Source organism: Flavobacterium sp. (assembly GCF_041392085.1).
In the GTDB taxonomy this organism is placed as follows: Bacteria; Bacteroidota; Bacteroidia; order Flavobacteriales; family Flavobacteriaceae; genus Flavobacterium.
Map to the genome: position 1 here is coordinate 408672 of NZ_JAWKMW010000004.1, position 14905 is coordinate 423576.

Below are 14905 nucleotides of genomic sequence, written 5' to 3' on the forward strand. Positions count from 1 at the left end.
ATTTAAGGTTTTTGACTTCTAAAAAAATGTGATTCAAATATAGTAGAATTTCCGACATTATCTATAACTACAATTTTTAATTCGTTTCTTCCTTCTAAAACGATGTTATCTGAAAAATCGTGTTCAAGGATATTACTTTTGTAATCATAGTCAAACAAAATCCATTTTCCGTTTAAATAACCATTGTACGATTTGATTCCGGATAAATCATCGGTTATTGTAAATTGAAGTGAATTTTGTTTACTCAACCACTTCCCTTCCTGAAAGTTAACTGATTTTATTTGTGGTGCTACCGAATCTTTCACTAATTGAAACTGCCCTAAATTTCTAGTCCAAGTGCTAAAAACATGCTCTTTAATTTTAGTAGAGTTATAGGTTGTTTTGTCTCCTTTTATTGTACCAATAAAGTACTTTTCTCTTTCTTCTAACGGAATTGAATTATTTTCAAAAATGATATTCAGATTAGAATGAACAGGGGTATTATCATCGTGTAAGTTCAATACATTATCTTTCACATCAAAATGCAAATAAAAATCTTCATAAAATGTATTTTCGGGAATGAAAACAGAAATATTGTCTTTTGTAAAATTGTAATCATTAGAAGATTTTACGAAATAGTTTGTCTTTTGTTCTTTTTTAGAAATTTTTACTGGCAAATTTGAATATTGAATCGGAATCGTTATCGTTGTTTTATTGCCATGATAATCGGAAACTTCCAATTTGTAATTATGCGAAAGATTATTTCCTACTTTAATAATTCCATTGTTTTGATTGGAAGATACTAGACTCAACGGATATTTTTTTGTAAAAAATAATTTTTGAACTCTTTGATTCATTTTTTTATAACGTTGGTAATCAATATAGGCATTGATGTAGCGAGTTTCATCATAACTGAATGTATCAAATGTAATTGCAAAAGACGGACTGCCGTCTAACGTAGCTTCAATCTTAAAAATCCCATTCTTCCCGTAACTATTATCTGATTGATCATAAGTATTAACTCCAAAGCCTATTTCTCCTCTTGCCAACACTTTAGAAGCTAAATAACTACCGTCTTTTTGCTGCGTAATTGGAATTTGAATTGGTATTTGCGACTGATTTACCATTCCTTCTTCACCAAGCGGATAAACAACAATTTCATTAATTACCGGAATTCGGGTATCTTTCACTTTTGCGTTTAATCCAAAAAAGAAGGGATTAATAATTTTTTCTGTTTTTGTATCCCGGTATTCAAAATGTAAATGAGGTCCTCCGGAACCTCCTGTATTTCCGGATAAAGCAATGATTTCTCCTTGTGATACTACTAACTCATCCGGTTGGGGAAAAACATCAATTTCAAAATTTTCCAAAAAATAATGCTGTTTCTTTACATAAGCATCTATTTTAGGTGATGTCTTCAACAAATGGCCATAAACCGATGTATAACCATTTGGATGCGTAACATATACCGCTTTTCCATAACCAAAAGTAGAAATTTTGATTCGTGAAACATACCCATCCGCAACAGCAATTACGTTCAACCCTTCTTTTTGTTGCGTTCTAAAATCGATTCCGGAATGAAAGTGGTTAGAACGCAACTCACCAAACGTACCCGATAATGAAAGTGGAATTTCCAAAGGAGGTATAAAATCATTTTTGGGATACTTATCCTGAGAAAAGATAAAATTTGAGGCGAAAAGCAGTGTGTAAAATAAATATTTCATGGCTTATAATTTTTGCTAATTTAAAAAAAGTAGTACAAAATTCAAACCAAATTAAAAAAAATCAACTTATTCTTAATTTTAGTTCATTCTGTCTAAATAACACTAATGAAAACAAAATTTATTTTTTTTATTTGCGTTAATCATTTAGGAATACTAACTTTGTAACTCGTGTAATGAATACATGCTACCATGAGTGAAATGATAGAAATTGTTGATTCTCTAGAAAGTAAGTTGTCAAAACTAATCAGCAAGATAGATGGTTTTGAGTTAACAATACAGGATCTAAGACAAGAATTAAAAAATTCTACTCATACTATACAAGAACAAGCTTCAGAAATTGAAGGTTTAAAAAAACAGTATGAGACACTTAAAATAGCCAATTCATTATTAGGCAGTGACGAAAACAAAAGAGATACGAAGCTTAAAATAAATTCATTAATCCGAGAAATTGATTACTGTATTGCACAGTTATCTGATTAATACAGCATGAACGAAAAGCTTAAAATTAAATTATCAATTGCTGACAGAGTTTATCCTTTAACGGTAGACCCTATGCAGGAAGAAGGACTCAGAAGTGCTTCCAAAAAAATTGATGTTATGATTAAGCAATTTGAAGAGAATTATGCTGTGCGAGACAAACAAGATGTATTAGCAATGTGTGCTTTGCAGTTTGCCTCTCAGTTAGAGCAAAAACAAATCGAAAAAACGGAAGACAATCAGGAATCAATAGAAAGATTGAAAAAAATGAATGATTTATTAGCCAATTACCTCGCAAAATAAATACGTTCTTATAAATTAATTAAGATACTGCCTACATTAGTTTCTATTTGATAAACTCAACACTAACAATTTAGAATGAGCAAATCGTCATTACTAAAGCATGCCCATCTTGTAGTGGGATCCTTGAACAGTGAGTTAGCTCAAAACTTGTCATAACGAGTTTATGCAATCACCTAATGTAGGCTTTTTTTATATACAAACCTTAAAAAAAATGGACAGTACATTACTACTTATTATCGCCAGTATTGTTGGAGTTGTTGTGGGTTTTGCAGTTGCAAAAGTCATCGAAAAAAGCAATGTTTCCAACCTGATTAAAAATGCAAAAAAGGAAGCTGCTTCTATCTTAAAAGATGCCAAAGTAGAAGCTGAAAATATTAAAAAAGATAAACTTCTACAAGCCAAAGAAAAATTCTTAGAGTTAAAATCAGAACACGAAAAAGAGATTTTAGCGAAAGACAAAAAAATAGCTGAAGTTGAAAAAAGAGTTCGAGACAAAGAATCGCAAGTATCAAGTGAATTAGCCAAAGCCAAGAAATCTGCCGATGATTTTGATGCAAAAATTGCTGACTACAATAACCGAATTGAAATTCTTGACAAAAAACAAGTAGAAGTTGAAAAGTTACACAAAAGTCAAGTTGAGCAACTCGAAGTTATTTCCGGTTTATCTGCCGAAGAAGCAAAAGAACAATTGGTTGAAAGCTTAAAAGCTGAGGCAAAAACCAAAGCGATGGCTCACATTCAAGATACGCTTGAAGAAGCCAAGCTAACCGCTCAACAAGAGGCTAAAAAAGTTATTATCAACACCATTCAACGTGTTGGAACTGAAGAAGCAGTAGAAAATTGTGTATCTGTTTTCAATATTGAATCAGATGACGTGAAAGGACGTATTATTGGTCGTGAAGGAAGAAATATCCGTGCCTTAGAAGCTGCAACAGGTGTCGAAATTATTGTTGATGATACTCCTGAAGCAATTATTCTCTCTTGTTTTGATCCGGTTAGAAGAGAAATTGCCCGATTGGCTTTACATAAATTAGTAACCGACGGACGTATTCACCCGGCCAGAATCGAAGAAGTAGTGGCTAAAACCACCAAACAAATTGAAGATGAAATCATTGAAGTGGGTAAACGAACAGTGATTGATTTAGGTATTCACGGTTTACATCCGGAATTGATAAAAGTGGTGGGTAGAATGAAATACCGCTCTTCCTATGGTCAAAATTTACTACAACACTCCAGAGAAGTGGCCAAACTTTGCGGAATCATGGCAGCAGAACTAGGTTTGAATGTAAAATTAGCTAAACGAGCCGGACTTTTACACGATATTGGTAAAGTGCCTGATACTGAAAGTGAATTACCTCACGCTATACTGGGGATGCAATGGGCCGAAAAATATGGTGAAAAAGAAGAAGTATGCAACGCAATTGGTGCTCACCACGACGAAATTGAAATGAAATATTTAATTTCTCCAATCATCCAAGTGTGTGATGCTATTTCAGGTGCTAGACCGGGAGCAAGACGTCAGGTTTTGGATTCCTACATTCAACGTTTAAAAGATTTGGAAGCAATTGCTTTTGGATTTAATGGTGTGAAAAGTGCGTATGCTATTCAAGCCGGACGTGAATTGCGTGTGATTGTAGAAAGTGAAAAAGTATCCGACGAACAAGCTTCTAAACTTTCTTTTGAGGTTTCGCAAAAAATTCAAACAGAAATGACTTATCCGGGTCAAGTAAAAATAACAGTAATTCGTGAAACCAGAGCGGTGAATATCGCGAAGTAATTACTGTTAACTGTTGTCGGTTGTCTGTTTTATGTTTATAAAAAAATAAACAAATATTATAAAATGACTTGCAGTAATGTAGGTCATTTTTTTATAGACAAAGTTTGACAACAGACAACTAAAAACGGTAATCACTTTCTTGGATGAAACTGATTTACTATTTGCGTCAGATGCTTTCTGTCTAAATGCACGTACACTTCGGTGGTAGTAATCGATTCATGCCCTAACATCAATTGAATGGAACGCAAATCGGCACCGTTCTCTAAAAGATGTGTGGCAAAGGAATGACGAAAGGTGTGCGGACTTATGGCTTTTTTAAGATTAATTTTTACGGCTAAATCTTTTATAATTGTAAAAATCATTGCTCGGGTAAGTTGCTTTCCTCTTCGGTTAAGAAAAAGCGTATCTTCATGTCCTTTTTGAATAGTGAGAAGTGAACGAATATGATTCTTGTATAACTCAATAAACTTTTGCGTTGTAATGCCAATCGGAACAAAACGCTGTTTATTACCTTTTCCTGTGATTTTGATAAAGCCTTCTTCAAAAAATAAGTCCGAAATTTTGAGTGTAATTAATTCAGAAACACGCAATCCGCATCCATATAGAGTCTCTAACATGGCTCTATTGCGTTCTCCTTCGTCTTTCGATAAATCGATTGCAGCAATTAAGTTATCAATTTCTTCAACAGAAAGTGTATCGGGTAGTTTTCTGCCAATTTTAGGTGTTTCAATTAATTCCATAGGGTTGTCTGTTCGATAATCTTCGAAAATTAAATACGAAAAAAAACTTTTTAACCCGGAAATAATTCGAGCTTGAGAACGCGGATTAACTTCTTTGGAAACCGAATAAATAAACTGTTGAATTTCATCCTCAGAGATGTTAATCGGATTTTTAGATATATTATTTTCTTCTAAAAATTGCGTTAACCGAAATAAATCAAAAGAATAATTATCGATGGTGTTTTGCGATAAACCCCGCTCAATTTTTAAATACGACTGAAAACTTTTGATATACGTTTGCCAATTCATGTTTCAAATTTCGACAATTTGTGGGAATAAAAAAACCACGCACAAGGCGTGGTTTGAAAATTCGACACGAATTTTATTAGAATTTATATCCTAAACCTATCTGAAAAGCAGAAGTCCCTAAATCAAAACCATCTGAATCACTTATGTTTGCTAATCCTAAATTATAACGAGCATCAAAGAACAACCCCATTGGTAGTTCATACCCGGCACCAAATCCAAGACCATAATCTAATGACTTAGTAGCCTCATCTACAAAATCTTCAGCACCAATTTTAAATCCTAATACAGGACCAGCTTGTAAATTAAGACCATCCATAACGTAATACTTTGCCATGATTGGAATTCTAATTAAATCTAATTCTGCATCATCTGCACCTTCCATAGAGTATAATAACTCTGGCTGTACATGAAATTTTTCGGTGATACTAATATCAACTAAACCTCCTACATAGAAACCAGTTCTTCCGTCAAGGTCAGCGTCTCCAGTGAAATTAGAAAAATTTGCTCCGGCTTTCACACCAAACTTAGTGTCCTGTGCATTAGCAGTTCCAAAGGCAGCAACTGCTAAAATTGATAAAATAATTTTTTTCATGTTTTACTTGTTTTAAAGTTATGCTACAAAATTATAAACTCTTTTTTGTAGGTATTTATTGGTCAATTTTCAGTTATCAACAATTTTATCAACATAAGTTTATTGTTTTGAATAATTTATTAAACAATAAAACAGCTGAATTTTTGTTTTAAAATGATATCCTAAATAATAAAACCATGAAAAAGCTAATTTTAATTTTCACATTTTTGATAGTTGGATTGGTGCAATCAAATGCACAGATGCTCAAGTTTGGTATTAAAGCCGGTGCTAATTTTGCCAGTTTAGATGGAGATGGAGTACAAGGCTTGGATACGTATACCAGTTTTCATTTTGGAGCGTTAGTAGAATTAAAAGTATTCGAAAACTTTTCACTGCAACCGGAATTATTGTATTCTTCGCAAGGTGCAAAAGTGAGCGAAGAAAATGTGAAAGATATTAATTTCAATTACATTACAGTTCCTACGCTGGCTAAATTCTATCTGATTTCAGACAAACTTAGTATAGAAGCGGGTCCACAATTCTCGTTTTTAATCAATGAAAGTGTTCCGGATCAATTTGAATCAGAATCATTCGATTTTGCAGCAGTTGGTGGTTTAGGATTAAATATTACAGACCATTTTTTTGCCCAAGCCCGTTATGTGCTAAGTTTAACTGAAGCATCTAAAGAAGCCGAAGTAAAAAATAGAGTAATTCAAGTTGCTCTAGGCTACCGATTTTAATTTATCTGTTCTACAATTTTAACGATAAAAGCCTTGTGTTTTATTCATGAATAAAACACAAGGCTTTTATCGATTTATTATTTACTTCAACACTAAGATTGTTGTTCATCTCAATACAGTACCTCTGCTCTATTACTTATTTGTGTTTTTACTAGCTTTATAAAATATAAAAAATCAACCAAAATTCAAGAAAAAGTTCTTTAACCATCTATTAATTACAAAAAACCAATTGAAAAATGTTAATTTTAATCTAATCTTTGTTTTGCGAAGAATAAAACATTCATTTTTTTGATATTTTTACTAAAAATCATACAAGATGAAAATAATTATCATCAACGGGCCTAATCTGAATTTATTAGGAAAAAGAGAACCAGATGTGTATGGCAGTCAATCTTTTGACGATTTTTTCAGCTCATTACAAAAGAAATACAACTCTATTGAACTTTCCTATTTTCAGAGTAACATTGAAGGAGAATTAATTTCTAAAATTCAAGAAACAGGTTTTACCTATGATGGGATAATATTAAATGCCGCTGCTTACACGCACACCTCTGTTGGTATAGGCGACGCAATAAAAGCCATTCAAACCCCGGTGATTGAAGTACATATTTCCAACACTTTTGCCCGAGAGGAATTTAGACATCTTTCCTACATTTCGCCTAATGCAGCCGGAATAATTAGTGGATTTGGATTAAAAAGTTATGAATTGGCATTGCAGTCCTTTTTAATTCCGTAAACCTTGTACAACCAATCATTACAAAAAAACGTCTATACCAATAAAACCATATGAAAAAAACATTCCTTTTGCTGAGCTTAATGTGCTCATTTTCATTGTTTTCACAGATTAGAGGCACAGTTACGGATGAAGCAGGAAAACCGCTTCCTTTTGTCAATATTTACATCGAAAACACATATATCGGAACAACTTCTAACGAAAAAGGACATTATGAATTAAATATACAAAATAGAGAGCATGTTTCTGTTATTTATCAATACTTGGGTTATAAAACCCAAAAACATATCTTACAGATTAATCAGTTTCCTTATAATTTTGATATACAATTAAAGGAAGAAAATTATAATCTGAATGAAGTTGTGCTAAGTTCTAGTGAAAACCCTGCCAATGGAATCATTAGAAATGCAATTGCCAATCGTAAACAAAACAGTATGAAAACGGCTCGTTTTACTGCTGATTTTTATTCAAGAGGAATTTTCAGATTAAAAAATGCTCCAAAAAAAATACTTGGACAAGAAATTGGCGATTTTGATGGAGCATTAGATTCTACCGGCACCGGAATTTTGTATTTATCTGAAACAGTTTCAAAAATTATCTTTGAAAAACCGGATAATCTGAACGAAAAAATCATTGCCTCTAAAATAAGTGGCAGAGATAATGGATTTAGTTACAATACAGCCCGAGCAACGATTTATGATTTTTATGATAATACCATTCCTTTTAGTATTAGTATGATTTCACCCATTGCTGAAAATGCTTTTGGTTATTATAAATATAGCTTAGACGGAACTTTTTATGATGAAAAAAATAACCTTATCAACAAAATCAAGGTAATCCCCAGAAGAGATACCGAACCCGTTTTTGAAGGCTACATTTACATTATTGAAGACAGTTGGGCAATTTACGGTATCGATTTAGACATCAAAGGATACCGTATGAAAGAAGAGTTTCTGGATGTGATGAAACTCAAACAAAATTTCAGCTACAATGAAAACAATCAACTTTGGGCAAAAAATTCACAAAGTTTAGAATTTGAAGCCGGAGCCTTCGGTATACAATTTACAGGAAAATTTACTCATGTTTACAGTAATTATGATTTTAAACAAGATTTTGATAAAAAGACATTCTCTAAAGAAGTCTTGAGTTTTGAAGAAAATGCCAACAAAAAAGACTCAACCTATTGGAACGTAATGCGACCTGTTCCATTAACCGAAGAAGAAAATTCAGATTATATTCGAAAAGACAGTATTCAATTGGTGAGAAAATCAAAACCGTATTTGGATTCCATCGACAAAAAAAATAATCAATTCAAAATACAAAAAATCCTAACAGGATATAGTTACCAAAATTCCGAAAAAAATTGGCGGTTGAATTATAGTGGATTGATTAAAATGCCTAGCTTCAATACCGTACAAGGTTGGAATATAGGAACCGACTTATCTTTTGTTAAACAATATGAAGAAGAAAGAAGATATACTTCGTTTGGCACACGTTTTAATTACGGTTTTGCAGAAGAAAAACTGAGAGCAACCGGCTATTTTTCTGCAAAACTTAATGCTAAAACCAATAGCTTTTTAAATATTTCAGGCGGAAGTCAGGCCGTTCAATTTAATCAAAACCAACCCATTAGTCCATTTTTGAATTCAATGGCTACACTGTTTTTCAAAGAAAACTATATGAAACTTTTTGAGAAAAACTACGTCCGTGCCGGCTACAGTCAGGAAGTTATTAATGGCCTATACGCCAGTGCTTCGCTAGAATATGCCGAGCGTAAGCCACTTTTTAATAACACGGATTATGTCTTGATAAAAAATAAAAAGGAATACTTATCCAATAATCCTCTCGACCCAACTGATTTTGTCAATGCAGGAATTGAAAAACACAACTTAATGAAATTCAATTTGAATGCTCGCATTAATTTTGGCCAAGAATACATCTCTCGTCCGGATGGAAAAATAACGATTTCTAATAATGACTATCCGACACTTTTTGTAGGATATGAAAAAGGTTTTGCCGGGAATGATTCTAAGTACAATTATGATTTTGTTGCCGGAAGAATTTTTTATGAAAAATCTATTGGAAATAAAGGAACTTTAGCCATTAATTTAAAGGGTGGCAAGTTTTTTAACGCTGGGAATATTTCTTTTGTTGATTATAAACATTTCAATGGTAATTTAATCAATGTAAGTGCCGAAAATCGCTATTTAAATAATTTTAATCTACTTCCCTATTATTCCCATAGTACTAACGACAGCTATATGGAAACCCATATTGAGCACAATTTTGATGGTTTTATCATGAATAAAATTCCATTGTTGAACAGACTGAAATCTACTTTGATTATAGGGTATCATCAATTGGCTATTCCTGAGGTAAAACCCTATCAAGAGTTTAGTGTTGGATTAGACAAATTAGGTTTTGGAAAATTTAAGTTACTCCGGTTAGATTATGTCCGTTCCTACAACGGAAGTCAGTATATTGGCGACGGATTTATGTTCGGTCTACAACTATTAAGCTTTTTTGATTAAAAAAAAGAGCAAAGTAAAAACTTTGCTCTTTCAATATATTTTAATGAAGCTATTAAACCCGAACAATATGTGCTCCAATTGCTCGTAAACGCTCGTCAATTCTTTCGTAACCACGATCAATTTGTTCAATATTTTGAATAGTACTTGTTCCCTTGGCAGACAATGCTGCAATCAATAACGAAATTCCAGCACGAATATCAGGTGAAGACATCGTTGTAGCTTTCAATTGCGACTGAAAATTATGCCCGATAACAATAGCTCGGTGTGGATCACAAAGGATGATTTTTGCTCCCATATCAATTAATTTATCGACAAAAAACAAACGACTTTCGAACATTTTTTGATGAATTAATACTTCTCCTTTTGCTTGTGTGGCTACCACTAGAACAATACTTAACAAATCAGGAGTAAATCCCGGCCATGGAGCATCTGCAACGGTTAGAATAGAACCATCGATATCTTTTTTAATTTCATAGCCATCTTTGTGTTCCGGTATATAAATATCATCACCGCGACGCTCCAATGTAATACCTAATTTTCTAAAAACCGATGGAATAACTCCTAAATTTTCCCAACTAACATTTTTAATCGTAATCTCACTTCGTGTCATGGCCGCTAAACCAATCCAGCTTCCAATTTCAATCATATCCGGTAAAATGCGGTGTGTACATCCGCACAAACTCTCCACTCCTTCTATCGTTAATAAGTTGGAACCTACACCGGTTATTTTTGCCCCCATCGAATTGAGCATTCCACACAACTGTTGCAAATAAGGTTCACATGCTGCATTGTAAATAGTTGTTGTACCTTCTGCCAATACAGAAGCCATCACAATATTTGCCGTACCGGTAACAGAGGCCTCATCCAAAAGCATATAGGCTCCTTTTAATCTACCTTCGTTTTCAACACCATAAAAATGGTCCTCTCTGTTGTAACGGAATTTAGCTCCCAAATTGATAAACCCTTCAAAATGGGTATCTAATCTTCTTCTTCCAATTTTATCTCCACCCGGTTTTGGAATATATCCTCTACCAAAACGAGCCAAAAGCGGACCAACAATCATGATAGAACCGCGTAAAGAACCTCCCTCTTTTTTAAAAGCTTCGGTTTCCAAATAGCCCACATTAACTTCATCCGCTTGAAACGTAATAGAACCAGGACCGTTTTTTTGCATTTTAACACCCAAATTTCCTAAAAGTGTAATCAATTTGTTAACATCCAAAATATCAGGAATGTTGTTAATTGTTACTTTTTCCGGTGTTAATAAAACCGTACATAAAATTTGTAGTGCTTCATTTTTGGCTCCTTGTGGGTGAATTTCCCCTTTAAGACGATGCCCTCCTTCTATTTTGAATGTTCCCATATTCGTAGATAGCGATTATTTTTGGTTATTGTTTTTGTACGGTTTAGATTTAGGGTTTTTATTATTTTTTTTCCCTTGTTGATTTTTTTGATTTGATGGTAAATTTTTATTGGAAACTTTCTTATTGGTTCGCATCAAATCAGAAGTGTTTAGTAATTCCTCTGTGCTTTGGTGCAAATTAATCTTTCCATTAGAAAGTTCAAATAAATGATCAAAAATGGCCTTATCTTCTACGGTATCTTTGTTCCAACTTAAATAGGATTTTTTCATATGGTTGGCTATTACTTTGATAAGAGCCGATTTTAACTCACTTTCTTCCCAACTATTAGCTACATCTATCATATACTTAATATTATTTCCGTAGAAACGATATTTAGGGTTTTTTTGAGGATAATCTAGTCGTTCCGGTTTAAGGTTAATGACATCCCGAGTAGGAATAGGATATGGACTATCCACATCCAATTTAAAGTCGGACATAATAAAGAGTTGATCCCAAAGTTTATGTTGAAAATCTAATACATCTCGCAAATGAGGATTTAAACTACCCATTACTTTAATGATATAACGAGCTGCTTTATTGCGTTCTTCTCTGTTTTCAATAGCAGTAGCTTGGTCAATCAATTTTTGCAAATGACGTCCATATTCCGGAATCATCAATTGTGGCCTTTCGGCATTATATTCTAAAACATGCACTACATTGTGTGCTTTTTCATTCTGCGTCATTCTTTTTCTTTTTAAAGCGAAATTATTCCTTCAATTGTAGAAACTTCCTGGTATTTAGCAACTACATGCTCAGGACTTTCCATATTCACATTTACCGAAATACTAGTAAACTTTCCTGTCTTAGATTGTACAGTGTTAATTACTGCTCCCATGTTGTTAAAGGCTTCTTCTACAGCAATTATTTTAGAAGTTTCTGTTGGTACAATAAATTTATAAAGGTAAATGGAAGGCCAATTTGAAGTAGTTCGTAATTCTTCTTTCAGTCTTTCATAAAATTCTTCGGTCTTCTTATCCATAGCTTTATTAATATAGGCAAATATACAGTATTGATTTTAGATTTTAGAAAATTGAAATTGAATTTTGTCAATTATGATGTTGTTTAAATCTTTCCTATACTTTTTAATGAAACGCAAGACAAACATTCTCACCGAATACTAACTACTAAAAACTAAAAATTAATCATATGTTTGTTTTCAAGCTAAGTTATTTTCTAAATTTACCACCTTATTGCAAACACGTGAATAAAAAACTAATCGTAATTACGGGTGGCCCAGGCACCGGAAAAACAACAATTATTAATCGCTTAATTGAAAAAGGCTACACTTGTTTTCCTGAAATCTCCAGAGAAATTATCAACGATGCCCGTAAACAAGGTTTCGAACAATTATTTTTGGAAAAACCATTATTGTTTAGCGAATTACTTTTAGAAGGTAGAAGAAAACAATTTCATCAAGCCAAAGAACACCAAGAAAAACTAATTTTTTTAGACCGTGGGATTCCGGATATTTTGGCTTATATGCATTACATTGGCGACAGTTATCCGGCTTTTTTTGATGAAGAATGTCAAAAAAACAAGTATACCAAGGTGTTTCTTTTACCACCGTGGAAGGAAATCTACCAATCGGATGAAGAACGTTACGAAAATTTTGAACAGGCCACACTCATCTATCGTCATTTAAAGGAAACCTATTCAAAGTATGGCTATGAACTTATTGACGTTCCTTCAGGCAACGTAGATCAGAGAATTCTTCATATCTTAGAGGCCATATCAGGATAAATAGAATGGTAAAAGCCGAAGAAATTTTAAAACACTATTGGGGATATGATTCGTTTCGAACTCCTCAAAAAGAAATCATCAACTCCGTTCTAGCAGCATCCGATACTTTTGGGTTAATGCCAACCGGTGGTGGAAAATCAATTTGTTTTCAAGTCCCCGCCATGATGAAAGAGGGTATTTGTTTGGTCATCTCTCCATTAATTGCATTAATGAAAGACCAAATCGAAAATTTAGCAAAAAGAGAAATCAAAGCAATAGCTCTTACGGGTGGTATTTCTGTTGACGAGACAATCACATTGTTAGACAATTGTCTTTATGGAAACTACAAATTTTTATACCTCTCACCGGAACGTTTAGAACAAGATTGGGTATTTGAAAAAATTAAAAATCTTCCTTTAAATTTAATTGCAATTGATGAAGCACATTGTGTTTCGCAATGGGGTCATGATTTTCGTCCTTCTTATTTAAAAATTGGAAATTTAAAACGTTTTTTTCCTTGTGTTCCTTTTTTGGCTTTAACAGCTTCGGCCACAGCACAAGTAAAACAAGATATTCTAGAGCAATTAAAATTAGAAAAACCAACTATTTTTCAAAAATCATTTGCTCGAGATAATATTGCCTATATAGTCACAGAAACAGAAGATAAACTACATAAAATAGAGCAGATAGTAAAAAAAAATAAAGAATCGTCTATTATTTATGTTCGAAATCGAAAAACATGTTATGCCTTATTTAATCAATTAGAGCAGTTAGGCATAAACTCAACTTTTTATCATGGCGGCTTATCAGTGAAAGAGAAGTCAAAAAACATGTCACTATGGATGGCTGAAAAAGCACAAGTGATGGTGGCCACAAATGCCTTTGGAATGGGTATTGATAAAGCTAACGTAAAATCAGTTATCCATATTCAATTACCTGAAAACATTGAAAATTATTATCAGGAAACCGGTCGAGCCGGAAGAAATGGAGAAAAAGCCTATGCCGTATTGTTAGTTGGTCCCACTGATGTAGCTACAGCAAAGTCGCAATTTATTTACAGTTTACCTGATAAAGAATTTTTGAAGTTAGTTTTTGTTAAATTGTGTAACTATTTTCAAATTGCTTATGGCGAAGGAATGAATGCGCAATTTCCGTTTAATTTGAATGATTTTTGTTCGCACTATACTTTTCCTATTACTAAAACATATGTCGCATTACAATTTTTAGACCGCCAAGGAATCATTCGATTTACGCAGGAATATTCAGAAAAGGTAACGTTACAATTTAGTATTGAAAGCAAAGAAGTCATTCGTTATATAAGTCTAAACCCTACAGAGGAGCAAATTATAGTATCATTTTTAAGAACTTATCCAGGTATTTATGACTACCCGACAGCAGTAAACCTATCGTTAATTGCACGAAAAAGTAATCGCCCTGTAGAGGAAGTAGAAACTGTTTTGATGCGACTAAAAGAAAAAAATATTGTTGATTTTACAGCCAAAACAAATGATGCAACTGTTACCTTTAACGAAGTTAGAGAAGATGATCGAACGATAAATAGGGTTTCGAAATATTTAGAAAAACAAAACGATTTAAAAAAAGAACAAATTGCTTCCGTTTTTGATTACGTAACTAACCATGATAGTTGCAAAAGTCGCTTTATACTAAATTATTTTGGTGAGAAAAACACCTCTAATTGCGGTATATGTAGTTATTGTATCGCTAAAAAAGAAAAAAGTAGCAACCTCCCTCAACTTGGCCAATTGATTTTACAATATGTTTCTGAGAAACCACTTTCATCTCGAGAATTGGAAATAATTATTGATTGTAAAGAGCAGGAACTTATCTTTGCACTTCAAGAACTATTGGATGAAGAAAAAATCATTTTGCTTCCCAATAATAAATACACAAAAGCTTAGA

14 protein-coding genes and 1 other RNA gene are annotated in these 14905 nt (G+C 33.1%); 9 read left to right on the forward strand and 6 right to left on the reverse strand.

Annotated elements, in window-relative coordinates:
* Positions 1-2: 2 nt before the first annotated feature.
* Complete coding sequence (locus tag R2782_RS01900) at positions 3-1703, reverse strand: M23 family metallopeptidase (RefSeq protein WP_371266371.1); 1701 nt, start codon at positions 1701-1703, stop codon at positions 3-5.
* 189 nt (positions 1704-1892) lie between these two features.
* Between R2782_RS01900 and R2782_RS01905 the strand changes: the two genes are divergently transcribed.
* From R2782_RS01905 to rny, 4 genes are all read left to right on the forward strand, one after another.
* Positions 1893-2183: a hypothetical protein gene (locus tag R2782_RS01905; protein WP_371266372.1), complete on the forward strand. Its 291-nt coding sequence runs from the start codon at positions 1893-1895 to the stop codon at positions 2181-2183.
* Between the two features lie 6 nt (positions 2184-2189).
* The gene (locus R2782_RS01910; RefSeq protein WP_371266373.1) at positions 2190-2483 is read left to right on the forward strand and encodes a cell division protein ZapA; all 294 of its coding nucleotides are present in this window, start codon (positions 2190-2192) and stop codon (positions 2481-2483) included.
* A gap of 54 nt (positions 2484-2537) precedes the next feature.
* A non-coding RNA gene (gene ssrS, locus R2782_RS01915) (6S RNA) lies at positions 2538-2646 on the forward strand.
* Between the two features lie 48 nt (positions 2647-2694).
* Entirely contained in the window at positions 2695-4260 is a 1566-nt protein-coding gene (rny, locus tag R2782_RS01920) for a ribonuclease Y (protein WP_371266374.1), read from the forward strand.
* A 131-nt stretch (positions 4261-4391) separates the two neighbouring features.
* Here the strand turns inward: rny and xerD are convergent, their stop codons facing one another.
* Both xerD and R2782_RS01930 read right to left on the reverse strand, forming a co-directional pair.
* Complete coding sequence (xerD, locus tag R2782_RS01925; RefSeq protein ID WP_371266375.1) at positions 4392-5288, reverse strand: site-specific tyrosine recombinase XerD; 897 nt, start codon at positions 5286-5288, stop codon at positions 4392-4394.
* Positions 5289-5364: 76 nt separating this feature from the next.
* Positions 5365-5880, reverse strand: a complete 516-nt coding sequence (locus tag R2782_RS01930) for a porin family protein (RefSeq protein ID WP_371266376.1) — start codon at positions 5878-5880, stop codon at positions 5365-5367.
* Positions 5881-6056: 176 nt separating this feature from the next.
* Between R2782_RS01930 and R2782_RS01935 the strand changes: the two genes are divergently transcribed.
* The 3 genes from R2782_RS01935 (at position 6057) to R2782_RS01945 (ending at position 9863) form a co-directional block, all read left to right on the forward strand.
* Positions 6057-6599 (forward strand): porin family protein, encoded by a 543-nt coding sequence (locus R2782_RS01935; RefSeq protein ID WP_371266377.1) that lies wholly within the window; start codon positions 6057-6059, stop codon positions 6597-6599.
* A gap of 316 nt (positions 6600-6915) precedes the next feature.
* Positions 6916-7335 (forward strand): type II 3-dehydroquinate dehydratase, encoded by a 420-nt coding sequence (gene aroQ, locus R2782_RS01940; protein WP_371266378.1) that lies wholly within the window; start codon positions 6916-6918, stop codon positions 7333-7335.
* Positions 7336-7385: 50 nt separating this feature from the next.
* On the forward strand, positions 7386-9863 hold the full coding sequence (locus R2782_RS01945; RefSeq protein ID WP_371266379.1) for a DUF5686 and carboxypeptidase regulatory-like domain-containing protein: 2478 nt from the start codon (positions 7386-7388) through the stop codon (positions 9861-9863).
* A 52-nt stretch (positions 9864-9915) separates the two neighbouring features.
* Here R2782_RS01945 and murA read toward each other — a convergent pair whose 3' ends face one another.
* From murA to R2782_RS01960, 3 genes are read right to left on the reverse strand one after another with little or no spacing between them, the layout of a single operon-like run.
* Positions 9916-11226, reverse strand: coding sequence for a UDP-N-acetylglucosamine 1-carboxyvinyltransferase (gene murA / locus R2782_RS01950; RefSeq protein WP_371266380.1), 1311 nt, complete (start codon positions 11224-11226; stop codon positions 9916-9918).
* Between the two features lie 15 nt (positions 11227-11241).
* Positions 11242-11949, reverse strand: coding sequence for a DUF4290 domain-containing protein (locus R2782_RS01955; RefSeq protein ID WP_371266381.1), 708 nt, complete (start codon positions 11947-11949; stop codon positions 11242-11244).
* A gap of 11 nt (positions 11950-11960) precedes the next feature.
* On the reverse strand, positions 11961-12245 hold the full coding sequence (locus tag R2782_RS01960; protein ID WP_371266382.1) for a DUF493 family protein: 285 nt from the start codon (positions 12243-12245) through the stop codon (positions 11961-11963).
* Positions 12246-12466: 221 nt separating this feature from the next.
* Between R2782_RS01960 and R2782_RS01965 the strand changes: the two genes are divergently transcribed.
* Both R2782_RS01965 and R2782_RS01970 read left to right on the forward strand, forming a co-directional pair.
* Complete coding sequence (locus R2782_RS01965; RefSeq protein WP_371266383.1) at positions 12467-13006, forward strand: AAA family ATPase; 540 nt, start codon at positions 12467-12469, stop codon at positions 13004-13006.
* Between the two features lie 5 nt (positions 13007-13011).
* Positions 13012-14904 carry an ATP-dependent DNA helicase RecQ gene (locus R2782_RS01970; protein ID WP_371266384.1) on the forward strand — a complete coding sequence of 631 codons (1893 nt, stop codon included), beginning with the start codon at positions 13012-13014 and terminating at the stop codon, positions 14902-14904.
* Position 14905 lies beyond the last annotated feature (1 nt).

What these genes read in the sequence shown, in the direction of transcription:
- R2782_RS01900 (WP_371266371.1), bottom strand. Translation starts at nt 1,703, where the DNA reads ATGAAATATTTATTTTACACACTGCTTTTCGCCTCAAATTTTATCTTT.
- R2782_RS01905 (WP_371266372.1), top strand. Translation starts at nt 1,893, where the DNA reads ATGAGTGAAATGATAGAAATTGTTGATTCTCTAGAAAGTAAGTTGTCA.
- R2782_RS01910 (WP_371266373.1), top strand. Translation starts at nt 2,190, where the DNA reads ATGAACGAAAAGCTTAAAATTAAATTATCAATTGCTGACAGAGTTTAT.
- rny (WP_371266374.1), top strand. Translation starts at nt 2,695, where the DNA reads ATGGACAGTACATTACTACTTATTATCGCCAGTATTGTTGGAGTTGTT.
- xerD (WP_371266375.1), bottom strand. Translation starts at nt 5,288, where the DNA reads ATGAATTGGCAAACGTATATCAAAAGTTTTCAGTCGTATTTAAAAATT.
- R2782_RS01930 (WP_371266376.1), bottom strand. Translation starts at nt 5,880, where the DNA reads ATGAAAAAAATTATTTTATCAATTTTAGCAGTTGCTGCCTTTGGAACT.
- R2782_RS01935 (WP_371266377.1), top strand. Translation starts at nt 6,057, where the DNA reads ATGAAAAAGCTAATTTTAATTTTCACATTTTTGATAGTTGGATTGGTG.
- aroQ (WP_371266378.1), top strand. Translation starts at nt 6,916, where the DNA reads ATGAAAATAATTATCATCAACGGGCCTAATCTGAATTTATTAGGAAAA.
- R2782_RS01945 (WP_371266379.1), top strand. Translation starts at nt 7,386, where the DNA reads ATGAAAAAAACATTCCTTTTGCTGAGCTTAATGTGCTCATTTTCATTG.
- murA (WP_371266380.1), bottom strand. Translation starts at nt 11,226, where the DNA reads ATGGGAACATTCAAAATAGAAGGAGGGCATCGTCTTAAAGGGGAAATT.
- R2782_RS01955 (WP_371266381.1), bottom strand. Translation starts at nt 11,949, where the DNA reads ATGACGCAGAATGAAAAAGCACACAATGTAGTGCATGTTTTAGAATAT.
- R2782_RS01960 (WP_371266382.1), bottom strand. Translation starts at nt 12,245, where the DNA reads ATGGATAAGAAGACCGAAGAATTTTATGAAAGACTGAAAGAAGAATTA.
- R2782_RS01970 (WP_371266384.1), top strand. Translation starts at nt 13,012, where the DNA reads ATGGTAAAAGCCGAAGAAATTTTAAAACACTATTGGGGATATGATTCG.